19 protein-coding genes, 2 tRNA genes and 1 pseudogene are annotated in these 23,482 nt (G+C 61.1%); 3 read left to right on the forward strand and 19 right to left on the reverse strand.

What is annotated here, in order from left to right:
- From CO676_RS35760 to CO676_RS26500, 3 genes and pseudogenes are all read right to left on the reverse strand, one after another.
- Positions 1-61 (reverse strand): annotated as a pseudogene (locus CO676_RS35760) (elongation factor Tu); the annotation flags it as partial.
- Positions 62-322: 261 nt separating this feature from the next.
- Positions 323-396, reverse strand: a tRNA-Gly gene (locus CO676_RS26495).
- Between the two features lie 23 nt (positions 397-419).
- Positions 420-504, reverse strand: a tRNA-Tyr gene (locus CO676_RS26500).
- Between the two features lie 216 nt (positions 505-720).
- On the opposite strand from CO676_RS26500, the gene CO676_RS26505 reads away from it, so the two are divergent.
- Positions 721-1,596 (forward strand): RNA methyltransferase, encoded by an 876-nt coding sequence (locus CO676_RS26505; RefSeq protein ID WP_097523263.1) that lies wholly within the window; start codon positions 721-723, stop codon positions 1,594-1,596.
- Positions 1,597-1,600: 4 nt separating this feature from the next.
- Here CO676_RS26505 and CO676_RS26510 read toward each other — a convergent pair whose 3' ends face one another.
- Positions 1,601-1,876: a hypothetical protein gene (locus tag CO676_RS26510; protein ID WP_041415341.1), complete on the reverse strand. Its 276-nt coding sequence runs from the start codon at positions 1,874-1,876 to the stop codon at positions 1,601-1,603.
- A gap of 152 nt (positions 1,877-2,028) precedes the next feature.
- Complete coding sequence (locus CO676_RS26515; RefSeq protein ID WP_097523264.1) at positions 2,029-2,649, reverse strand: FMN-dependent NADH-azoreductase; 621 nt, start codon at positions 2,647-2,649, stop codon at positions 2,029-2,031.
- A 160-nt stretch (positions 2,650-2,809) separates the two neighbouring features.
- Here CO676_RS26515 and CO676_RS26520 point away from each other — a divergent pair, with 160 nt between their 5' ends.
- A complete protein-coding gene (locus CO676_RS26520; protein ID WP_097523265.1) occupies positions 2,810-3,751 on the forward strand; it encodes a LysR family transcriptional regulator in 942 nt (313 codons plus the stop codon).
- Between the two features lie 214 nt (positions 3,752-3,965).
- Here CO676_RS26520 and CO676_RS26525 read toward each other — a convergent pair whose 3' ends face one another.
- The 6 genes from CO676_RS26525 to CO676_RS26550 all read right to left on the reverse strand — a co-directional run bounded on the left by CO676_RS26525 (position 3,966) and on the right by CO676_RS26550 (position 9,618).
- Complete coding sequence (locus CO676_RS26525) at positions 3,966-4,241, reverse strand: hypothetical protein (RefSeq protein WP_245424478.1); 276 nt, start codon at positions 4,239-4,241, stop codon at positions 3,966-3,968.
- Between the two features lie 19 nt (positions 4,242-4,260).
- Entirely contained in the window at positions 4,261-4,560 is a 300-nt protein-coding gene (locus tag CO676_RS26530) for a hypothetical protein (protein WP_097523267.1), read from the reverse strand.
- A 142-nt stretch (positions 4,561-4,702) separates the two neighbouring features.
- Positions 4,703-4,942, reverse strand: coding sequence for a hypothetical protein (locus CO676_RS26535; RefSeq protein WP_097523268.1), 240 nt, complete (start codon positions 4,940-4,942; stop codon positions 4,703-4,705).
- On the reverse strand, positions 4,939-5,175 hold the full coding sequence (locus tag CO676_RS26540) for a hypothetical protein (RefSeq protein ID WP_097523269.1): 237 nt from the start codon (positions 5,173-5,175) through the stop codon (positions 4,939-4,941). The genes CO676_RS26535 and CO676_RS26540 overlap by 4 nt, the downstream gene beginning before the upstream one ends.
- The gene (locus CO676_RS26545; protein WP_245424482.1) at positions 5,172-5,843 is read right to left on the reverse strand and encodes a hypothetical protein; all 672 of its coding nucleotides are present in this window, start codon (positions 5,841-5,843) and stop codon (positions 5,172-5,174) included. The genes CO676_RS26540 and CO676_RS26545 overlap by 4 nt, the downstream gene beginning before the upstream one ends.
- 259 nt (positions 5,844-6,102) lie before the next feature.
- Positions 6,103-9,618, reverse strand: coding sequence for a hypothetical protein (locus tag CO676_RS26550; protein WP_144340200.1), 3,516 nt, complete (start codon positions 9,616-9,618; stop codon positions 6,103-6,105).
- 167 nt (positions 9,619-9,785) lie between these two features.
- Here CO676_RS26550 and CO676_RS26555 point away from each other — a divergent pair, with 167 nt between their 5' ends.
- Complete coding sequence (locus CO676_RS26555; protein WP_097523272.1) at positions 9,786-10,007, forward strand: hypothetical protein; 222 nt, start codon at positions 9,786-9,788, stop codon at positions 10,005-10,007.
- 9 nt (positions 10,008-10,016) lie between these two features.
- Here CO676_RS26555 and CO676_RS26560 read toward each other — a convergent pair whose 3' ends face one another.
- The 8 genes from CO676_RS26560 to CO676_RS26595 all read right to left on the reverse strand — a co-directional run bounded on the left by CO676_RS26560 (position 10,017) and on the right by CO676_RS26595 (position 23,440).
- Positions 10,017-10,256: a hypothetical protein gene (locus CO676_RS26560; RefSeq protein WP_097523273.1), complete on the reverse strand. Its 240-nt coding sequence runs from the start codon at positions 10,254-10,256 to the stop codon at positions 10,017-10,019.
- A 12-nt stretch (positions 10,257-10,268) separates the two neighbouring features.
- Positions 10,269-13,103, reverse strand: coding sequence for a hypothetical protein (locus CO676_RS26565; protein WP_097523274.1), 2,835 nt, complete (start codon positions 13,101-13,103; stop codon positions 10,269-10,271).
- A gap of 65 nt (positions 13,104-13,168) precedes the next feature.
- Entirely contained in the window at positions 13,169-15,670 is a 2,502-nt protein-coding gene (locus CO676_RS26570) for a hypothetical protein (RefSeq protein ID WP_097523275.1), read from the reverse strand.
- Positions 15,667-17,352 (reverse strand): hypothetical protein, encoded by a 1,686-nt coding sequence (locus CO676_RS26575; RefSeq protein ID WP_097523276.1) that lies wholly within the window; start codon positions 17,350-17,352, stop codon positions 15,667-15,669. The genes CO676_RS26570 and CO676_RS26575 overlap by 4 nt, the downstream gene beginning before the upstream one ends.
- Positions 17,349-20,147, reverse strand: a complete 2,799-nt coding sequence (locus CO676_RS26580; RefSeq protein WP_097523277.1) for a hypothetical protein — start codon at positions 20,145-20,147, stop codon at positions 17,349-17,351. The genes CO676_RS26575 and CO676_RS26580 overlap by 4 nt, the downstream gene beginning before the upstream one ends.
- A 1-nt stretch (position 20,148) precedes the next feature.
- A complete protein-coding gene (locus CO676_RS26585) occupies positions 20,149-20,706 on the reverse strand; it encodes a hypothetical protein (protein ID WP_097523278.1) in 558 nt (185 codons plus the stop codon).
- Positions 20,703-22,793, reverse strand: a complete 2,091-nt coding sequence (locus CO676_RS26590; RefSeq protein ID WP_097523279.1) for a hypothetical protein — start codon at positions 22,791-22,793, stop codon at positions 20,703-20,705. Before CO676_RS26590 ends, CO676_RS26585 begins: the two co-directional genes overlap by 4 nt.
- Positions 22,790-23,440, reverse strand: coding sequence for a hypothetical protein (locus tag CO676_RS26595; RefSeq protein WP_097523280.1), 651 nt, complete (start codon positions 23,438-23,440; stop codon positions 22,790-22,792). The genes CO676_RS26590 and CO676_RS26595 overlap by 4 nt, the downstream gene beginning before the upstream one ends.
- Positions 23,441-23,482: the final 42 nt, after the last annotated feature.

Genomic DNA, 23,482 nt, shown 5'->3' on the forward strand with positions numbered 1-23,482 from the left:
CGTGGCCAATCGTGCCGATGTTGACGTGCGGCTTGTTGCGCTCGAATTTGCTCTTTGCCATGGGTACGCTTCCTGTGGTCAAATACGATGGATCAGCCGGCTGGACCGGTTTGTGCAGCCGTTTAAGGGTTTCGCGGCATTTGCGCAAGACTTAATTGCGTCCGCCGAAACGGCAAGATCCAGGCTGTTCGAAAGGCCGTCGCAAAGAATCCCCGAACCTTCGCGAACAGACTTTACGAAAACCGGAATCGTAGCGCCGCCAAGTGCATACAGGACTTCTTTAAAGTCGCGTGCCAATAGTTGCCGATATGAAAAAAGAAGTTGGAGCGGGTAGCGGGAATCGAACCCGCGTATTCAGCTTGGAAGGCTGCTGCTCTACCATTGAGCTATACCCGCGGGCCTTCGATCCTGAAGCAGAATGGTGGAGGGAGTTGGATTTGAACCAACGTAGGCTGAGCCAACGGATTTACAGTCCGTCCCCTTTAACCACTCGGGCATCCCTCCATTATCCTGTCGGGATCAATCGACCAAGCTTTTGAGATCGTAGAAGAACCGGCGCCGTTCGTGCCGCCTCGCGATCTGCGCCGGGTATATGACCGCCCACATTCTTCCTGTCAACAGGAGCGAAACGGAAAATTTCAGAAATTCTCCACAGGCACGGACGACCACGGATTTGCGAAACCATTTCCAAGACAGCACGAACCTTACTATAAGGTGCGCATGAGCAAGGACAAGACCGGCGACAAGAGCGCCAAAGACAGCCATTACGCCACTCTCCGGCGCGCGCACCGCGACGCCCGCCGCGAACGTGGCGAGATTCCGACACCCCGCCCCGACAAGCGCCGGAAGCTGCCGGTCGACTGGAAGTCACCGGCGCTCGCGCCCGATGAGGTGCTCCTCTATGGGCTGCACACGGTCCGCGCCGCTCTCGACAATCCGGAGCGCACGATCATCCGCCTCAGCGTGACGCAGAACGCGGCAACACGGCTGGAACTCGGCGAACTTTCCGCACTCCCCTTCCCGGCCGAGACCGTCACGCCGCAGGATCTCGACCGGGTCCTCGGGCCGGATGCCATCCACCAGGGCGTGATGCTTGAGACGCGGCCGCTGCCGCACCGAAAGCTCGAGGCGCTCAGCGAGTGCCCGTTGATCCTCCTGCTCGACCAGGTGACCGATCCGCACAATGTCGGCGCCATCATGCGCTCGGCAGTCGCCTTCGAGGCTGGCGCGCTGATTACCACCATGCGCCACAGCCCGACGGAATCGGGCGTGCTGGCCAAGTCGGCGTCGGGTGCGCTGGAACTCATCCCGTATATTCAGATCACCAATCTCGCCGATACGATCGATGCGTTGCACAAGCTCGGCTTCCAGACGATCGGCCTCGATTCGGAGGGTCCGCAGCCGCTGGAGGACACCTTCTCGGGCGAAAAGATCGCTCTCGTACTGGGGTCGGAAGGCAAGGGGCTGCGTCAGAAGACGCGGCAGACCGTCACGGCGCTGGCGCGACTCGAGATGCCGGGCGCCATCAAGTCGCTCAACGTCTCGAACGCCGCCGCGATCGCCATGTACGCGGCGAGGCAGCATCTGAAAGCCTGACACTTCAGTCTATTGCAGCGCCGGTCGTCGTGAGGTGAGCCGTGGGACAGCCGTCGCGCACCTTCTTCCAGGTCGTTACGTTGAGATTCATCTCGCAACGCGCCAGATAGGCGATGCCGTCGACCCGGATGCACGCGACCTGGCCGAGCTCATATTTCGCCCCGTCGCGATTGCGACAGGTGCAGCGCCGGTCCGGCGGGGACGCAGCCACACTTTCGGCGACCATGGCGACAGCTGCCAGCGACAATGCCAGAACGCGCAGAGCAATCGGGCTTTTCATTCCGCCAGAATAGCGCAAATCCAAGCAGAAACGAAGAATGCCGGCCGCTTGCGCAGCCGGCATTCTTCCGCAACAGACCGGCACCTGATTGAAGCGGAATGCGGCAGAAACACCGCAAGCACACTCCGTTCCAGCGCCGGCCGACATAATCGTTAGCTGGCCAGCCGCAGAACGTTGCCTTCAGCGATCGTCTTTTCAGCTTCGGCAATGGCGAACTGCTTCTGGTCGGCGCCAAGGTTCAGGCCTTCGGCGCGGACGAACTCGACGTCGGTGATTCCGAAGAAGCCGAAGACGGTGCGCAGATAGCTTTCCTGGTGGTCCATGGCCGCGGCCGGACCGGCCGAGTAGTGTCCGCCGCGCGTCGAGGCGACGATGACCTTCTTGCCCTTGGCAAGACCCTCCGGACCGGCTTCGGTGTAGCGGAAGGTCTTGCCGGCGACGGCCAGGCGATCGATCCAGGCTTTCAACTGGCTCGGGATCGAGAAGTTGTACATCGGCGCGCCGACAACGATGGTGTCGGCGGCAAGGAACTCCTCGAGCATCTCGCGTCCGGCTCGGACATCCGAAGCCAGCGCTGGGTCGACGCCATTGAGGTCGGCAGGCGCCATGATCTGTGCGCCGGTCAGATGCTGCAATCGCTCAGAGACGAGGTCGCGATAAGTAACTTTCGCATCGGCCCGATCGGCCTTGATCTGCGAGACGATCGCCGCCGTCAGGCGACGGGAAACCGAATGTTCGCCGAGAATGCCGGAGTCGATATGGAGGACGTTCATGGGAGGCACCTTTGTTTCGAGTTGCGGTGCACAACATATGATTTGAAAACAATCGCCGGATAAGAGAGGGAATGTTTGACATTCCGTTTCCTGAGGGAAACAATCAATGCATGCCAGAGCGGTTGCGAGTGCCTCTTCGTCCGCTCTGATGGAGGTTGGGATGCAGGACCTGAACGATATCGCCCTTTTTGCCGCCGTCGTGAAGAACAACGGCTTCAGCGCCGCGGCGCGCGATCTGAATATCCCGAAATCCAAGCTTAGCAAGCACGTGGCGCGACTTGAAGATCAACTGGGTGTCCGCCTTCTCGAGCGCTCCACCCGCAAGCTGCGCGTGACGGAAATCGGCCGCGTTTTCTACGAACATGCGCAGGGGCTGCTCGATGGCGTCGCTGCGGCCGAAGCCGAAGTCGCCGCCGTGCGGGCAGAACCGAGTGGCGTGGTGCGGCTCGGCTGCCCGCTCGGCTTCGCGCCGATGTTGGCCGATATCCTCCCCGGCTTTCACCGCCGCTATCCCGGTGTGCGGCTGCTGATCACCGCGACGAATCGCCGTCTCGACCTGATCGAAGAAAGATTCGACGTGGCGCTTCGGGCTCGCGACCAGCTCGATACCGACAGCCAACTGATCGTGCGCAAGTTCGGCGAGGTGCGATCGCGGCTGGCCGTGAGCCCAACGCTTCTCGCCCGGCTCGGAGAAATCACGACCTCCAATCTCTCCGAGATGCCGACACTTTCCATGAACGAGCAACATCCGAGTGACGTTTGGCGCCTCTTCCACGCCGATGGGGGATCGATCGAGATCGCACACCGGCCGGTGATCGGCTGCAGCGACTTTGTCATCCTCGAACGCGCCGCGATCGAGGGCATGGGCATTGCTCTGCTGCCGGACCACATCTGCGAACGTGCCTTCCGCACCGGCGTGCTGGTTCCGGTGCTTCCCGAGTGGACGTCCGGCAACGTCATGGTCCACCTCGTCTTCCCCTCCCGCCAGGGCATGTTGCCGGCAACGCGCGCGCTGATCGACTACCTTGCGGAAAACCTGATCAAAGCTATGCAACGCTGCCGTGAGGTCGATCCGAGGCCGGCACAATCATTCGATATTTGAGGGAAGCGCAAAGCGCCGACCAGCCGTGTCCGGCGCCGTGACAGATGTTCCGAAGGCTTGGAGAAATGGTGCCCCCAGAGAGACTCGAACTCCCGACCTACTGATTACAAATTATATCAAATTCGAGACTTAACAACCACTTAGCTGCAATGCCTTGTCCGACTTTGCGGCTGCAGATGGGATCGTTGACGATAGAGTATCGGGCCGGACGAGATTAACTAGCCGGCCCTCCCTTAAACCATCCGAGCACTTTCAGCAGGTTCTCATAGAGTGATACGGCGGCGACGAAAACCGCGAGTATCGACAGGATCAGCAAGCGCATGAAGCGGCCCACGGTGCGCAAATCCCGCACGAGCTTGAAGCCGTCGCGCACGTCCTCTGCCGGTAGCTCGACGACAGCCTTGAGCGTTTCAAGTTCGTCCTCCCGAAGGGTCGCCAGCCATTCGCGAGCGTCATGGGGCAGCTCAATAAGTTTGGTGGGCGCGCTCACGTGATCATCCATCCTTCGGCTACAGCACCGAGACTTTGCAATTAGGCGCCGTCGCTCCTGTCAGGGAGACGAAGACGTTACCGGCGGACGTGAACACCAGCTGCTGCTTAACGTCGCTGTCTCCGTCAACATCGGCGGCCGCCAGCTTACTGTCGGGCACAGGCACGATCTCGCCGCCGTCGACCTGCGTATGGACGCGCAGTGTGCCGCCGCCAAGGCTGCCGCTGTAGCTCAAGACGCGGTAGCCAGCATCGCTTCGGGCGTCGATCCCGAAGCTCTCCGGCGCAGCCGTATCGGCAGTGAATGTCTTGGTAGGCATCGTGGCCTCCTATTTGCGGCAGCCGGGATCCTGCCGGCATTGCCTGTTGTTGGACGAGATTGCCGGCCCGGCCGTTGCATCCTGGGACGCCGCCCTGGCCGCTTCCGCGCTAGTGAAGCGAATGAACTGGTAGCCGGAGCCCTCAGTCGCAGGCACTGTCTGGCAGGCCGCTGTCGCGCATGAACACAAGGCAACGATCGCGATCCGAAAGCTTCCTGAAATCCGCATTGCTCTTCTCCAGATGCTGGATCCGCTCCAGCGCGTTCTTGCCGGCCTCAATGGCGAGCGCCTGGCGCTCAACGCGCTGGCCGTACATGCAGGACGGCACGGCCATCAGGGCCGCGCCGACGATCGCTCCAATACCGCCGGTGACCCACTTCATCGCCGCTCCTCCTGACGCATGACCTCTGGGTCACTCGGTAGGACGGCCGGCCGCGGCCGCATCCAGATGTTGATAAGGAAGGCGCCGGCGATCACCCAGCGCTGATACTCGGCCGGGATAAGCGCCAGCAGCTCGGGCGAATTCAGGAGATCCGGCGCGACGATCGCCAACGTCAAGACGAGGTTAAGGATCCAGGTGCGGAAACGGAAGATGCGCTCAAACAGCTTTTTCATGCCCGCGCTCCGAAGAGCTTCGTCAGCAGCTGCGCGAGCCCAGCCCAGAGCGAGGGTCTTACGGCCGGGATAGGTACTGGGGCGGGCGCCGCGACCGGCGGCTTTGGCAGCGGCGTCAGAGGCTCAGCGTCCGCAGCCGCAAGAACCTGTCGGAGCACCGCCTCGACGCGCTCAGGCTTCACCAGCGCCTTGTTGAGCCCGTCGCCGGCGTAGTAGCTCTGGCCGCGCTTCAGATCGCGATGCGCACCCCTGCACGCTGCGAGGACAGGGAAGCTCGCCCATTCCTGTGCCAGCGCCTTTCCGAAGACGGAGATCGACATATCTCCGGCGATGAACTTGTCATACCCGCGGCGAAGCAGCAGGTAATATCCAAGCTTATCCTGCAGATCACTGTCGAAGAGGAGATCGCCCCGCAATGCCGGGATCTCCTGGGCGATGCCGATCAAGGTCGCGCGCATGAACTGATAGAAGCCGGCGGCGCTTGAAGCCGTCGAATAACCCCAGCTCCTTTTTACCCAGGCCTTGTTCCCCCAGTTCGCCTGGGCATCGACAATCTCACCATACGTCATGCTTGTGAGCGGCACGGGCAGCCGGTCCTGCCTATTGCCGAAAATCGTGTCGTACCCCATAGGCGCCTCGATACCGCCGACGAAGTCGAGCAGCAACATCGCCGGCGCCGGCACGATGGTCGGAAGTGTCTTGCGCATTTGAAAAGCTCCAGCATCCTCTATGCTGAAGTCTAATCGGGAGCAGGTAGGGTCAAATGGGATGGCGCGGACGCTTGGTCAGGCAGCTATCATTGATAGCTCCCGCCGCTTGTTTGCCTTGTTCGACGGCAGATGGAAGAAGGCAGCGCACGGTAAAAAGCAGGGGGCAAAGAAAAACCCCGCTCGATAGCGGGGCTCCCCAAGATGTGTGTCGCTGGGCTCACCCAGCCGCGACCAGATCAGCGCCCTGCTTGTCTCCCGAAAACACCAGTAGCGCACGGCTAAGCGCGCCGACGAGGGATCTTTTGTCTCCCCTAATATCACCCTCGATGTGGATCATGCTGTTGTGCCAGATATCTACAAGGCTGTCTTCGCTGACTTTTCGGCCGTCAAGTTCAACCGTATTGGACAGGAGCCACGTCGGCACGCCACAAGCTCCGGCCAGCTCGGCGACAGTGGTTGCCGGCGCAATAACCAGATCGAGTTCGGACATTAGCGCGGCCACGCCGTCAATGTCGTCGAACTGATCAAGATCCGAGAAGTTGATCAGCTTGCCGGGGAACCGTTCTTCCACCCACGCCAGTTCTTCGCTGCACTCGTCGTATTGTAGATTGACGAATTGCACGCCCTCGATCTCGAAGATAGGCGCGAGTTCCTCGACGTTCAGATAGTGAAGGTTTCGCGAGAACGTCGAGACGCTGCTGCGCCAGTTGATCCCGACGAGCAATCGGCCCTGCGGAAGCCTACGCCTGAAATCTTCCGCTCGTTTTGCGTCTTCGACCAGATACTTCTCGCCGTGGAAGTCCGGATAATCGCGGCGGTACTTCGCCAACAGGTCAACCGTGAGGATTGCGCGGTCGCTTTTCAGCAGATGCTCATGCCCGACATTGTCGAGGATGTAGCGCAAATCATACGCCGGAAGTTGCGAATAGAGGTTGATATCCCGCAACACGCCATGCCGAAGGACACGCGCTACCGGGATGAAATCCAGATCGGGAAACGACCTTTCCATGATCGATTGTAGCCGAGGATCACAGGCGATCGAGAAGCGTCCGAAATCAGGATCTTTGGCAATGTCCGAGTAGATTTGCGCCGCACGGATTTCGTCTCCAGGGCCAAATACGCTCAGGAAGAAGACGTTTTCTGAACTGAAATCACCATCAACGATCTCAGGGTCGGTGTAGTGCTGCGGATAATTCTTGCGAACATCCCTATGAGGCGAGATATCCCGCTGCGACAGCATCGCCTCATGTATCCTCCTCGCGCCGTTCAGGATTTTGCGCAGAGACATTTCGCCAACGTCAAGCTTTCTCTCGTTCGCAGCCTCAATAAGCTCTTCGCCCCATGCGATATTGCCGGATATAACCGCGACCCTCATAGCTTCGCGGTAGGCGTTAACGTGTTCGTATTTCGTGATGGCCCGGGTGCAGATATCACGCGCCTTGTCAAACTCGTCTTGATACGAATAGGCTTGGCTCAGCGCTACCAGTAGGGGCAGGCTTTCGCCCTTATCTTCGATTAGCTCTAGGATGATCGGAAGCGCCCTCTCTGGACGCTCCAGAATAATCCATGCCTTCGCCTTTTCGAGCGTTATGTCGTTGTCCAGAGACATGATCGAGAAAAAGATCTTCTCAAAACTGTCAACGCCGCATTGGTCCTCAAGCCGCTCCGCCAGCATCATCGTGTTTCCGAGGTTCTCCGGCGAGGCGACTGCGGACCCCATTGCCGCCCACAGAAACTTCTCGCGGTCAAACGGCTCGACGAAGCGGATGTCTTCCGCAATCCGGCTCAAATTTCTTCCCCTATTCCTCGGAAAGCCGGCTTTGAAGTCGAACTCAGCGAGCAGTACGGCGGACGAAAACTCAAATCTCAAGTTCGCCGCTCCGATAAGCAGTTGAATTGCCTCTTCGTAATACTGGTTGCTGGTCAGGAGTTGATAGCACCCGTCAAAAACGTCATTCAGCCTGCGAGTGCGGAAAGCGAACTGCAGGAGCGCCAATAAGGCGGAAGCTTCAGCATCGGTCATGCGGTGCGACTTAGGTTGCTCGCCATCCTCGGACTGCGCCGCCCGGCTCAGGGCTAATCCCTGCCTCAGTAGGTCGTATGCGTCCTGATCAACCTTGTTTTCTTCTAGATGCCATGAGAAGTGCTGCAACAACTTGTCACTAAATGCCCTCATCAGCGGCATGTTGAGGATGTACGCGAACACGTCGCTAGGCACCACAACACGGACCTTGCGCAGAAATTCCGATACCTCGTCCCAGTTAGACAGCAAGCCGACTATGCGGCAAATAAACGCAACCTGAAACACTCTCGCAGAATTGTCCGCGAGGATGACGTGAAGATTTAGATTTCGTACCACCACGAGAATATCTCGCGCGCTCAAGTGCGGCAGCACCTCTTGGCTAAGAGCCATCGGCCAATCGTCCGACTTAGATACTCTCCTCAGGAGGTTTTCCCTGTCCTTCTGGGCCTTCGGGACCGTCAACGGAGATCTACGCAGTTGCCGCTCTCCAATGATTCTCATGCACGCAGCCGCCAACCCCGCGTGACCGTCGGGACTGGCGAGGTATCTCGCGTACAGCAGATATGTGCCGGCAAAGACTTGCAAAGAGTTCAGCTTGGCGCGACGGCGCTGATAGACCTTCCAGCCCCTCCGCTCAGAACACCTATCGTCAGTAACACCCCACCCGGCATAAAACGGCAACCCGACAGTCGTCACCGGAATATTACGCATGACGGCTTCCATCCCGACCAGCGAAGAAATCGTGTACACGCGCTTCACCGATTTCATCAGATCCAGAAGGCCGACTGACGGCGGTACAATAATCGCCATCTTGGCTATCTGGCGGCGATTCTCTTTATATCGCTCCGGCTTGTTGTAAACGTCAGGATGAGGCCGATAGACAATGTCGCAGCCTGGATTTTCGCTTCTCGCCAAGGCAACCAATGATTCGGATGTCCATCTGTCAGGATTGCCGTAAACAATGGAGGCATCCCCGGGCACCTGGCCGATGACAAGCACAACCTCTCTGCGACGGATCGAAAGAAACTCCTCGGCCGCCCCACGCAAGCCGTTGTATTTGGTCAGGTTCGTTTCAAGGATGAAATCGAGATGCTTCCTCGCCAGCCGCAGGAACTCGGGATCGCGGAGCCGAGGATCGGAATTTAGAATATCCTCCAGCTCGGACGGTTGGCGCGGGTTGAAGTATAGCCCCTTGCTGTCGACGACCAGCGAGTAAGGCGTCGAATGGTTCGCGCCCAGTTCGACCGATCGGATAAAGCCATCTTCCATCCGGTAGATGTTATATCCGAGCCGCCTGGCCAGGCGCGTTACCGCGGGGCTTGCGTCGTTGTACCCCCAGATCATCAGGTCTCGCGATAAATTCCGGCACTCCCAAAGCAATTTCGCTGCGCTTGCCGGGTTCATTTTCCTTGGGAGGTACGCAGTCCGGAACTCGCTCATGTAGTCGCTGACGAATCCAAACTTCCAATGATTGAAGCCCATCATCAGCATGATCGGAGGGCCGGCATTCTCACGGGCGACCTCCCAATTCTTGCCAACGAAGGTTGTTCGCCGTAATGCATTTTCGTCAGCAAAAACCTCATCGTGAGGCACAACCCTGTAGGGATATGCCGGCGCGGCTTTCTTTGGCGCAGCCTTTTTCGGAACTCGCTTTGTGAGCTTCGATAGACCCTTGGCAAGGGCTACGACGTGTGAGAAAACCGCTGGCACTTCAACCCCGAACGCTTGAAAGTTTAAGGATTGCGGGGTTTAAACAAGGATACTCTTCTTTGTCAAACGCGAGATACAGGCGAACGCCACATACAACGACTGCGAGAATTATCCCGGTACGGTATTCGCGCTGGAAGCCTCCATTCGAGGAGGATGAAGGGATAGAGGTGATCGAGGCGCTTGAAGACTACCGCAACGACGCCCGATGGGACGAACCGGTGGCCGACCGCGAGCCCCGATTGCTGCCAGCCGGCACAAACTCGCATCTGGGCGAGTATGCGGACAGAGAGCCTGACGACGACATTGACGATAGCTTTGACAAGGAAATGGAACTCCTGAAGGAGGCGGACACCAGGGACGCTTTCGTATCCATGGTGCACCAGGATTAGCCCCCCCCTCTATACGTCTTTTCCACCTGCAAACAGTTCGCTGCGGTCGATTTGGGTTTTCGCGGCGTTCTCAATGGCAGTATCCCGGACGGCTTCAAGCTTGGCAAGCGTTGCTAGGTGATCACCCAGTACCTGCTCCATCTTATCGTCCGGTTGCGCGATAAGCTGCGTATGGAGGCGCTCGGTTTCTTTCGCGATCTCATCACACAAAGCCGAGATGTTGGCGAGAACTTCAGAGTCGATAGCCATGTTGTTTTCTCCTTACGGTGCTGTTGCGAGGACCACCCAGGCACCGGCGCTCTTGCGCCAACGCTCTGGCTGCCCGCTGACGATGGTTTCGAGGATTGCTTCGTCGCCATCTCTCCCGAGGGAAGCGGTGGGGGCGGAAGTTACGAAGTACCTCTGCTTGTCGCCTATGGTCGCGCCCTTCGCCACGCCGGTCCCGGTAATCCGGTTTGGCAGGAGCTGCCCGAAGTATGCGCCGACAAACGAAGGCTGCATTTCTCCCGATACGGACGGTGAGAAATAGTTCACCGCCGAAAGCTGGGCGTTGAAGAACGAAGGCGCGATCACCCTGACGGCAACTGCGTCGCCGAACAGGTAGAAGTTACGGCGAGCCTTGGTCGATGCGTCGTCGTTATCTTCGAAGGAGGGCTCCTTTAAGACGACATCGACACAGCCATTGATGATGCGAATGTTATCGCCATTAGCATCATCAAGCTGGTTTCCTTCCTTGAACGATCCGTCAACATGCAAACCACGCACCGCACGGCCGTAAATGTCGTATATACCAGAGCGACGGAAGTTCCTGCTGGAGACGACACCCTTGGCGCGGCCGGATGACGCGTTGTTGCAAAGCAACCCGACGTAAAAGCCTTCGGCATACCCGTTGAGATCGATGTCACCTGTGTATTTCTCAACGGTTGCCAGAGTTCCCGAGGCGGCAGCCACAAAGCTTGGCGTTATCGACAGAACGACAGTCGTCGCCGATTGCGCCGCAGCCTTCGTCAGCACCATCGTGCGTCCGCCAACCGTAATAGTCGATCCAGCTACGACATCGAAAGCCAGGCTTTGCAGGGTCACGGTCTGATCACCGATCGAAAGGGTAGCACCAAGAGTGTGCGAACCGCTCTGGCCAGTAAGGCGCGTTGCATAGCAGGACGTGTTGTAGTCGGTACGCAAGCACGTATCGACAGTGTCGATTTTAATTTTCTTGCCGCATCCGACGAGTTCCGTAGCGAACGGAACCTTCGTTCTGCCGGTAATTTCAACGTCGTCGCAGGCCTGCAGGAAGATCGCAGGCGTGAGAATGTCCTGAAAGCCATCATTCTCGTGCGTGATGTCGACCCCGTTGACGCGAAGGCCTGTCATCAGCCTCGCATCGATCGCGCGGGCCGAGGCACTCAACGCTCCGCGGCGGATAACGAGGTTGCTGAATGTGACCAGGGAACCTTCGTTGATCGCAATCCAGAGACCACCCGCGCGGGTTCCAGATAGCCCCGACATGAGAACGCCGGCAATCTGATAGTTCAGCAGTGTGCAGTTGTCGAAGCTGATGTTCTTCAGGATTTGGCCCGCGCTATCCCCCTGTGCCACCAGACCCCCGACGTCGCCAGCCGCCACGACGATCGGCGTCCTTACGCCATTAATGAAGACATTCCGGATGTCATAATCGTGGACACCAGAGAGGTATATGCAACCCAATCCGGCGTCTGGAGCGGGATTCTCCATGAAGACGCCGTCGATCTTGATGCGGCGGGGATGCCAAGACGCGGTGACGGCTGACGTGTCCGGAGCCGCCGGGTCAAAGTTTCCGCCCCAATGGTTCATGAATGCATAGGATATAAAGCCTCTGAACTTGAAGTTCTTGAAAGTGCAATCATGAACATTTCCGTAGAGGCCGAAGATGCTTCGACGACCCACACCAGCATCCACACCGATCATCGTGATGTTGCTCATATGGATGTTTGAGTATTCAGTACCGAGCGTGTAGTACTCGCCGATTACAACGGCATTATTGAATTCACCACTTATGGAGCCGGCTGTAACGCCTCGCTCAAATATAATGTTATGCATCTGACCCTTGTCTTTGAGCCAGAAGCCGCGATCCGAGTTCATATCGGAGCCGCCGTTCACGGTGACTTTGAACCAAACGTCACCAACGACTCCGACAAATCCATTGTTGACCGGCAAAGTGCCCTGTACTACGCAGGTTTTAGGGGGAAACCGGATTTCCTTCCCGGCGAATGTCGGTGATCCGGCCTTCACCACAGCTTCCGTGTCGTCTGTGACACCGTCAAGTTTTGCTCCGAAAGAGCGGATATTCAGGACGTCACCTACGATGTACCAAGCTCTGGCCGTGGTCCCACCGCTGCTGAAAAGCGTAGAGGTTCCATTGCTGGTCTGGGTGAACTCACCGCCGCCGCCGTCACCTTCCTCATAGTACCCGTTGACGCGAATAGTCTTGATACCTGCAGGGACTTCGACTGTCGGCATGCTGACGATTGTCGCATAGATCGGTACGCTGCCCTGACTGACAGCATTCGACGCCGCGGCAACAGCTATATCGCGTGCAGCCTCGGCCTCGGCTACAGCGTCCAAGAAGTTCGGCCCTGTGACGAGCCGCAAGCCTTGCTTCATCAGCGTATCGCCATCATTCAGATCGCTCGCGATCGACAGCGGTAGAGCACCAAATTCGATCCTTGCGGCCCGATCGACGTCCCGCCGCAGTTCTTGGTTCGTCGTTGCTATCTTGGAAAGCTCTTTCTCCAGCGCCGTCATGTCGAGCATAGTGCCCTTCTTCACGCCGGCAGAGCGTTCGGCTACGCGCTCAGAGGAGACAACGAACTCTGTCGTCGAGGGCACGTTTTCAGCAAATTCGATGGTGAAGAAATCGAAGGAAAGCCCGCTCACCTTGACGACTGTGACGGCAACGGGCGTGAACGGCTGGCCGGCAGCCGTCCGCGTGTAGACCACCACGTCCTCGTTATCGAAAATCTGAAGGCCATCAAAAGGTCCATAGACCTTGCCGCCGTTGCCGACGAGGATGTCGGTCTGGCGGGTACTGCGCGGAACGGGATACGGAGTGGTGCTCATAACGGCCCTGCCCTGATTGTCAGATCAGAACAGAGCCTACGGGCGGGGCGGACCCGTTTAGTGCGTCACGGTTCGCCCAACGCCGCTTCCGGCGCCGGCAGGCGGCGGAACTGCAATTCTCCGGGCTCCCACCAGGAGCTGTTCGCCCGTTTCTGTGCCTGGAAGCTCCTGTCCGCGTCCGGATCCGTCAGCCACTGTAGCTGATCGACGAAGGCGCGGCGGTACCACATGCGCGTCGCCGGATGCGAGGCAAGGACCGGCGTGTAGCGGCCGACATATTTCGAGGCATTGCGGCCGAGCTTCTGATCCTCGCCGCCCGGAATAAGCGCACGGATGGTGCGCAGCGTCAGATCCAGCGTGTCGCCGATAAAGGCGGCACCTGGTCCCGGCAGCGTCTCGGCGAAGCTTTGCCCGAAGCGGTTTTCAGCCCGGTTGACGAAGTCGGCGAAGAGACCGCCGCCGCCGCCCTTGACGAAGGCGCGCCCCCAGAAATCGAACGTGGTCATATCCTCCGGATCCTTGCCGTTGAGCACGTTCAAAACCTGCTGGTAGAAGGCAGCGCCGATCGTCAGCGGGATCGCCATGGCTGCAAAGTACCAGGCGCCGCGGGCGAGCTTGCCGCGGCTCGATCGAGCGAGCATCGAATAGAGGTAGACTGCCTCGAGCTGGCGGGCCGTGAAGCTCATGCCGAAGGACAGGAACTGCGAGCCGAACTCGCCGATCTCGCCGAGGATGGTGCCGCGTGGCACGCCGCCGGTCAGCACGCTCTTGATGCGCGGATCCCCGGCGGGCACCGATCGCTCCGACCATTGCAGGATCATCTCGGCATATTTCTCGGCGAGAGCGCGATCGCCGGTTTTGGCGAAGACGCCTCCCGGGTCGAGGAAGCCCATGTCGTCGACGCCGGCTCGCATCTTGTGCCAGTCGTCGGCCGTGATGCCAAAACCTTCCATCGCATTCTTCAGCAGCGGATGAAGCTCGATCCAATCGGTGTTCTTCTCGGCAAAACCGCCTAGCGTCTCATGCCAGGCGCCAGCCTCGACACGCTTGCGCGCATCGGTGAGCGGCGAAAGGCCGTTCCACGTCAGCGAACGATCGACCAGATACCGGCTCCATTCATGCCCGAACATCTGGTCGACGAAGCGGGCGTTTTCGTTCATCGTGTGCAGGTAATCTTCCCAGATCACCGCACGACGAGCCATTGCGCGCCGATCGCCGTCGCGGGCGAAGCGCTTCAGCATAGGTCCAAGCGTCGAGGTCACCGGCAGGCCGGCGAGACGCCGCGCGGCAGCCGAGACGAAAGGATCCGTCGAGGCGGCGAGAATACCCGTGGATCCCAGCATGGCCGACGTCGCGAGGTTGCGGACGTCGCCAGCTATCTTCGCCGGAGCATCGAGCACCGTTTCCCGGCCACGCAGCGCCCGCCAGAGGCTGTCGATGCGATATCCGGCCCACTTCACGGCCGACATGCCCGGCGGCTTTCCTTGCGTGTCTATGGCGCCCGCCTGGCGCTTGCCGATATCGACCTGCACCGCCTGCTTAAGCCATTCCATAGTAGCGTCCGGATTTGGGCCGAAACGCTCCATGGAGGCGATATCACGGGCAATGCCGTTGATGTGGTTGAAGATCGAGCCGATGGCGTCCTGGTTGCCGAAGCGCTCGTTATAGGCGAGCCAGCTTTGCGCATCACGGAAGATGAGGAAGCGGCTGTCCTGGTACCGGCTCGCCGTCTTGCCCTGACCGAAGCGCCGCGCCTCCGGCCGGCGATGCGCCCAGCCGTCCGACGTGATCGTCTCGAACACATAATCGAGCGAGGCATCGAGGCCGTCAGCGCCGATCACTTCTCCTGTGTTCGGATTGGTCATCTGCTCGGGATCGAGCAGCGGCCGGATGAAATCTTTCCAGCGCGCTCGCGCCTCTTCCGGCGTGCGGCCGAGCTTACGGATCTCGCGGCGGTTATGGCTATGCACGATGCCCCAGTCCTGCCGCTTCGGAATGTTGCCCCCGGCAGCATTGAAGCGGAGCCGCAGATCTTCGAGCACCCCGGAAAGCGCGCCCGCCAGCGCCTTGGCGGTGGCGTTGCTGGTCGGTTCGCCGTGCATGGCCTTGATCAGGTCCGGCAGGTCCGCCTTGTTCTGCCGGAGGCCAAGGCCCTTCGAGCGCCGGAAATGATACATCACTTCCGACAGATCCCGATGCGCCATAGCAATGATCGCATTGGCCTTGCCGGCCATCGACTGAGTGCCCTTAAAGCCGTTGTGGATCATCAGGGACATCACCGCATCGAGCTGATTGGGATTGCCGTTGCGGTCGCGATAGTTCTCGATGAATTCGGCGATCTCCTTGCGCCGCGCCTCATTCAGCTTCACCTGGCGGCGCAGTTCCTTCGCCTCTTCTCGCAAAGCGTCGACGACTTCGGCCCGTGCGGCCGCGGCGGCTTCCCGCTCCGTCATGCCGGCGCGCTTGCGACGGAACCGCGCATCGTAATAGCGATGCAGCTCTTCCGCTTGGCGGGAGTTAATGGCGCCCTGCTCGACGGCGGAATTCAGGCAATCGCGTAGGCTCATAGTTTGCAGGCCTCCAGAAGGTCGGCGAAGAAATCGGGCTCATCGGCCATGGCAAGCGCCTCGGCCGTCGACATGATCTTGACGTTGCCGTCGCCGTCCTCGACGCCGACGAAGTCAAGGAAGTTTTCCGGGTTGCCGTTGACGTCGCGGGCGGGCTCGACGATATCGCCGGCCTGCACGTCGGCATTCTGCTCGGCCGCATCGTCGAGCGGTTCCGGCGTCTGGCGTGGGCGTATCGTCTGGCCTTGGATGGGGTCCAGCGACGCGCGATTATTCGCAGGAGCACGCTGATCCCCCGCTACTAGATCGCGCGCCGCTGGACGAGCCGAACCCGCCGATGGGCGAACGGGCTCGACCGGTGCAGGACTATCGGAGAATTCCGGCACCCGCTCGACGACGGCGGCGTCCGCATCCGCAACCGTGCGAGATCCCGCGGCCGGGCCGATCTGGTCGACGGGCCCGGCGAGTGCATCCCCCCGATCGGCAACGGCATCGATGCGCCGCGCCGCGTCGTCGATCGTGTCCACCATGAACGTATCGGCGATGTCGTCGATAGCGTTCTGGTCGCCGGCGAACATTCGCTCGTACTGGTCCGGCGAAAACCGAGTGCGCAGCGCCTCTTCGTCCGCCACCAGGCGCTCGATCAGCTCCGGCGGCGGATTGTTGTCGGGATCGTCGGCATAGCGTTGCGCTGCCTCGAAGACGCGCATCTGCGCGACGTCGGCATCCGCCGGCACCATCACGTCATCGAGGACCCGTTCTTCGAAAGAACGGTTCAAGAGGTCGAGCCTTTCGGGCGTAATCTCGACATTCATGGCCTTGGCAACCGCCTCGACGTCGCCCGGTTCCGGGCGGCCCTCGATGACGCGCGCCGCGCGTTCGGCCCCACCCTCGCCGAGATCGAGGATCCGCGCCAGCTCGGCGCCACCTTGTACCGCGCCACCGAAGAGCGCACCGAAGGTGCCGGCGATGCCAACATTCGCGAGAATGTCCTGCAGCCCATGATCGAGGCCGGCCGCGCGCTTACGCTCCTGGCTGGCGATCTGCAGCACGGCCTCCTGGCCGCCATTGAGCAGGAATTCCGTCATCATGGTCTGGCCGATGCGGCCGGCGACCGTCTTGCCGGCCGTGGATATTCCACCATAGGCCGCCATCTGCCACTGGTTTGGGTCCCGCGCGGCGCCTGCCAGGCCACCCGCTAGATGCGCGGTGAAACGGCCGAGGGCGCCCAGCTCCGGAGCTTCCGCGGCGCGAGCCGCTGCCGCCTGGCTCTCGCGACGCCGCCTCCCCATTTCGGCCTCGATTGTTTCCCCGACAATGCTTTCGATCTGCGGAAACCCACTGGCTAGCTCGGCGGTCCGGCGGTCAAACTCCTCGATCGTGCTTGTCGGGTCGATCTCCGGAACGGTCGCCGCCATGCTTCGGCCGAGATTGAACATTGGCCGCCTTGCTTGGGGCGCGATCTCGATCGGGTTTGCCAGCCGGGTCCCCGTCAAGCTTTCAATCCGCTCGATGCGGTCGGCGTAGATTTCGCTCATGAGAACCTGATCCGAATTCAGGTTCTCGATGATACGGCCCGCATCCGCATCTCCGGCAGCAAGCCGCGTCCACGCTTCACCCCACGTCTCGGGGCCATCGGATATGTCCTTCGGTAAAGCCGACGGCTCGATCAGGTCGATCATCGATATGCTCCGGGCACGCGCGGCTCAAGCACGGGCCGCATGGCTTCGAGATTGAGCACGAGGGGATTACCGTTTTCGTCCGCGATGAACATCGGCGCGGATCCGTCGACATCGCCGAGGGCGAAGGCAAAGCCGCCCTTAACTGCAACCGGCATAGCCTTCTGAAAATCCCTTGCGGTCCAGACGCGGCCGTTCTTCGCCTTCACCTGGCCGACGTCCTGGTCGGTCAGCGCACCCATCAGCTGCGGGAAGCGATCGGCTCGGATCGATGGCGGCAACAGCACCTTTTGTGGGCTGTACCAGGCGCCGCGATCGTAATCGGCGATGCCGCCGAACTGTACGCCGTTGGCGAAGGTGGCTCCGGCAGCCTCCTGATAGGCGCGTTCATAGACCGGTTTCGCATCCTCCTTTTTCGGGTCGATGCCTGCATCATAGAGCCGCTTGCGGGCGATAGAGGCCGCGGCTTGGTCGAGGCGGTTGACCTGGTCGGGCGTGAAGGCAAGCGCCGTGCCCGTCACCGCCTGCGCCGCGGGCAAGCGTTTCGTGTTCGGAATGTCGGCATAGGCTTTGCCGTCCGGCGACTTGCCGAAACCGGCGATCAGGTCCAGAGCGGCCTGGCGGTTGCCACCGGAAGCGATCAACCCGCCGGAGAGCGCGACGGCCGGCGCGGCGTCGCCCAGCTCGCGGAACACCTTATCCGTATCGCCACCGGCAGCGCTCACCAGGCCGGCCGCAATATCGAGCCCGCGCTGGGGATCTGCCTTCACGGCCGCCTCGATCGCTTCCGCCTCGCCCGGCCGGAAGAACCTCGGCTGCACCCCGAAATGCTTGGCGGCCGCATTGGCGGCATTGATCCGCTCCGCGAAGGCGCCGGCAACGCCGTCCGGATCGATATCGCCGTCGAGCGGCAGGCCCGGAGAAATCGGCAGGACGCCGAAACGCTCCGCAACCCCGAGCGGATCCGTCTGCAGATCCTTGCGGTGCTCGGCGATCGTACGCCGTGCGAAATCGACGTCCTCGCTCGTAGCCCCCTCACCGAGGAGCGTTTTTACGTTGCGCTCGACAGCGCCGATCGGCTGCGTCCGGATCGCTTCGGAGACGCGCATGCGGGCAAGCGTCGAGGAGGCGATCTCTTTGCCTTTCGGCGCGGTACCGGCGTCGAGCTGGAAACGGGCCAGCTCCTCGGCGGTCACCGGGAGGCCGCGCGCCACCCTTTTCGCCAGATCCTCGCCGCGCTTGGCGAAATCGGCATTGGCCTTCTCGTCCTGCGTTCGACGCGCGCTTTCGGCGCCGGCAAGCCCCTTTTCAATCTTGTCCCAGTCGTCGGCCGTCACGCCGGCCAGGTCGCCCGCGGCATAGTCTTCAGTCATTTTGGCGCGCAACGTTTTGATGTCGTCGGCCGGCATCGTCAGCGCCTGCCTGACGTAAAAACCCACCGTCGCGTCGGAACGGCTTTGCCGCTTGAATTTTTCCGCGTCGTCGAGATCGATGATGCCGCGCGAAACCGCGCTGTCCCAATGCGCGTCGATCGAGCTTTGCAGATCCGCAACTGATGCGCCGGCGGACGGGTCGTTGAAATCCAGTCCGGCCAGCTGCTGGCTTTTCCGGTTTTCCAGCTCCTCGACACGGCCGAGGAAGTCCACCTTGTTCTGCATCAGCTCGCGTTCGCGCCGCGCGCTGTCCGCCTTGTCAAGGAGGCTGGTCGCCCGCTTGCGATACGCGACGGAGTATTCCGGTGCAATTTCTTCGAAAACGTTGTCGCGCAGATCCGCTTCGAGGCCTTCGTCGAGGGCCTTGCGCAACATCGCCGGGTCGTCCTTGTACGTCTCGTAAATGGCGCGCTGGTTTTCAACCATCGCGAGATCGGCCATTTCGAGATAGGTGCGCGTGCCGGCCACGTCGTAGGCGCGGCCGTAGACCGTGTCTCGCCCCGTCGGCCGGAAGGTGCCGGCAGTGCCCGGCGTCACCGTCACCGGGTCGCTAATGGGCGTTACAGAGATCGGCGCTACCGAGGAAGGAGATGGCAGGCGGGAATAGGCCTCCCCTGGCGCACCACCGCCCGCGCGGATGAGCGCCGCTTCCCGCTGCCGCCGCTCCGGGTTCGACGACAGGCCGGCGACCGCCGAAGCGATCGCATCGATGCCGCTGCTCGCGGCCGAAACGACGGCGTCCGGCAGGGAACCGTAGTTATAAGCTACCGAGAGGAGGCCGGCCTGCACGTTTGCCGGCAACGTATTCCAGAGGTCGCCAAGCTGCTGGCGCGCGCGGGCGCCCTCGACATTCGAAAGGCGATGGTCCAGATCGCGCTCGGCATCGTCGCGCGTGATCCGCATTCCCGGTTTTACCGGCACGACGCGGCCGTCGGCAAGAACCGTCGTGTCAGAGCCGTATCCGACGCGGTGTGCGTTGACATCATAGTAGGGTGTTTCCCGGAAGCCCTCTTCCTTCCGCAGCACCGATTTCGCCAGATCTGCAACCGAACCGGACGCCGTCGTCACCACACCGCTCGGCGCGGCCGTGACGCTTCCCGTCGCGGCGGGATCAGTTGCGCCCCTGCTCACCGTCGCACCCGTCGGAGCACCCGCTAACGCATCGCGCGCGCCAGCCAGCTCGCCGGCGCGCTGCGCTTGCCGATCGGCACGTCGGCCGAACTCGTCGGCGGCGCGAGCAAGGCCCATGGCGACTTTGCGTTCAAGGTCGCCATTGTCGCGGGCAACGGAAAGCAGGCCTTCGGCGAGCAGCGGCTGCGCTTCAAACCGACGGTAGGAAACGGGATCAAGTCGACGATTAGCCATGTCAGTACCTGTCTGCCAGAGATGTCGCGCCCTTCAGGCCAATGGTAAGCGCATCGAGCATGCCGGCCGAGCGGGCTCGCTTCGCCCGCTTGCGGTAATTGGCCTCGCGTTCGGTCAGGCGCGCGATGCGCGTCTGCTCAGTGCCAACATCGGTCGCGACCGCCAGATCGCCCTGGCGGAAGGCATCCTGCCGCGCCTGCATCGGGGTTCCGAACGACAGATCGACGCCGGAGGCGGCGTTCGCGACGTCCTGCTCGGCGATGCGGTTCATCATTTCTGCCTTGATGCCGCTCCGCCGGTTGATGCCCTGCAGCGTTTCGAGCGGCTTCTCGCGAGCCGCATCGTCGGCCGCCAGCTCGAACTGCTCGGCATCGGCCTCTCCCGCCCCGAGCGCGCTGAACGCCGAGAAGACGGTGGCCGTTCCTTGCAACAGCGACGAAAGCGAAAACCCGCCGGCAGCCGCGCCCCCAGCCGCCGAGGCCCCCGCGGTCGCCGCCGACGTTGCTGCAGGAGCTGAAGATGCAAAAAGGCTCGTCAGAGCCGCAGCAATCTCTGTCACAGTTTCACCCCCGGAATATAATCGCGCACTCGCAGCCGCCCCGGCCGGACCTGGCTGATCGTCAAAGTCGGATCCATGCAGGCGCCGACCAGGCCGGCAACCGGCTTGTGCCCCGTAAAATTCTTCTTCGGCTGGTCGAGATCGGCACTCGCCAATGTCAAAGAGACGTCGCGCGGCTGCCGCCCGTTGGCGCCGATCGCGATCGAGGCAGTATCTTCTAGATAGAGCCGGACGGAGCCAACCTTGCCCGGCCGACGCACCACGTCATCGTTCTGCAGAACCTGCACATAGGGCATGCTTTCATAGATCGGCGCGGCCCAGATGCCGATCTTCGCCGGCCGCGAGGCGACACCCGTCTGAACGGCGCCGGCGGAGACGGTGAAGGGACCGTATATGTCGTTGTCGATCAGAGCCCAGACAGTGCGCCCGTTCAGAGCCGACAAGCCACTGGCTTGCCCGGCGAGATCCGTCGTCACGCTGAAGGCCATCTGGAAGAGATTGACGCTTTCCTCTTCGAGCACTTCCTGCACGATCGTTCCGTTGCGGTCGATTGTCAGCCAAACCTGTTCCTGCCCGTCGACCGAAAGCCCGTGCGCCACGCCTCCGCCGGCGATCGGCCACTCGCAGGCGGCCATGATCTCCTGCGTCTTATTGATAACGCAGACGACGACGCGGCCGTCCTCGCGCAGAAGCCAAAGCCGGTCGCTCACCATGCTGCCCGTCTTGTGCTGCACCCACATCGTCTTGATGTCGCGCACCAGGTCATCCGGGTCTACACCGTTGAGGTCGTTCTCGGGCAGTGGCGCAAACATTTCGCTCACTGCATCGTAAGTGATCGAATAGAGCCGCCCGCCGTCATTGGCGACGAAATAGACCTTGCCTTCGAGCTTTACAGGCTGGCAGTTCTGCTTGATGCCGAACTCGCTCGCGTTGACCCAGTTGAGCGGCTTGTTCCGCTCGATCGTCCGGTTCGAGGCGAAGTAGACCCCCTTGTTCGTAAAGGCGATCAGATAGGTCGCGTCCATCAAATAGAGGATCTTCTCGCTGGTCTGCGAGCGCAACGCTTCGAGCCGGGCCGCATTTTCCTGCTGCGCGGCAATGTTCAGATCGAAATACTCGCCGATCCGCGACATGCCGATCGCGGCCGTCTTCGCCTTCGGGGCGAAGTAGCAGGCCCTATCCTGAAACAGCGACATGCCGGCAAAACCGCCCTGGGCGGCGGAAATCAGCGGCTCGCCTTCGGTCTTGCCCACTTGCGCGTGGCTGGTCAAAGCCGACCCGCTGGAGGTGTTGGTGATCTGCGCATCGAATTGATATTGCGATCCGGAGAGCACGCCGCCGAAGGTGACCTCAAATTCTGCATACTCGCCGGCCTGGCGGATGAACTGGACGTCCACGCCAGAAGAAAATCCGGGCAAGGTCGAGATCTCGGCCTCTATGTCCGCCGCGATCTGGGCGAAGCCGCCGACACTGTCGAAGAGGTCGATCGCATTCGTCGTGGTTCCTTCCACCGTGAACGCGCCGACCAGTTCGGCGAGGCCCTCGGACCATCGCAAATACAGCGTCCAGACGTCGTCGGTTTTCGTGTAAGTGCCGCCGAGGTCGACTTCCGGCAGCTCGCCATAGGGCCAGGCCGACACCGTCCAGTTCGTGTCGTCGGCCGGGTTGCGCAAGAGGCGGATGCCATCCCACAGATCGACGTGCCAAATACCAACCGTGTTCGCCTCCCCGTAGAAGCGAAGATCCGGAACCATGGCGGCGGTGATCCCAGCAACCGCGCCCGTCGTCACGGTCGCGACCTTCACGACGTCGTTGCGCCAGATCTCGACACGCCCGGGCGTGACGATCAGCGTGTAGGAGAGCGTATCCGAAAAGCGGAGAACGGTCTGGTTGCAGACCGATGATGCGCCCGCGCCGGCATAGCGGGAACTCGGCAGGAGCGTGAAGCCAGATTGCGGGATCGGCTCGACGCCAAGCATGCGCTTTGCGCCCGAATAATATTGCTTCAGGTTGACCTTGCCGAGCAGGCTTTTCGACAGCTGGCCGGCATTGGCGCTGCTCTTCAGCGGTCCGGAGATCCTGGTCATTCAGCGTACCTCCCGGCCCAGTGATCGCGGGAACTGTTGAACCGAGCGTTCGAAAGTGGATCGTCCCAAGTCTGCGGATCGCCGACCGGTTGGCTTGCTGCGTCCTGCGCCATCAACCGGCCGAACACGCCGCCCGTGCCGTCGCGCGACGTCGTTCCGAACGCCTCGACCAGCATGTCGTCGCGCATCTGCCTGTCCTGCCAGACAGGCACGGCAAGGTATGCTCCAAGTGCGGTAATGAATGCCGCGCGCCATTCCGGCGGCCACACCGTCGGCGAGACGTAGACCCGGCAGAGAGCCCAGGCGTCGGGCTGGTCACAGAAGAATTGACCGGCTTCGAGGGCGAAATCACGGATCGGCGAGCGGCAACGCGCGTCGGCAGAATATTTAAGCGGATTGCCGATTCTGCCGCCGGGCAGCTCAAAGCCATAAGCAAAGCCGTTTTCCGGCGTGGCCGCAAGCCGCGTGAGACGGTATGTCTTTCTGGCGAAGCTCCAGTAGTGCATGCCGAAGGTGCGATCGATGACAGGCTGCCAGACATGCTGGATCTGCTCGGCGAGCTCGCTGTCATCGTCGATCGAGAACATCGGCCCGGCGCCGATATCGGTCAGCGCATAATTGATGATCGTAGCTTCGTCTTCCGTCATCGCCACCGCCCAAAAAAGAAGAACCGCGGCCAGATTACCGGC

This window comes from Sinorhizobium sp. BJ1 (assembly GCF_002531555.1).
Classification (GTDB): domain Bacteria; phylum Pseudomonadota; class Alphaproteobacteria; order Rhizobiales; family Rhizobiaceae; genus Sinorhizobium; species Sinorhizobium fredii_B.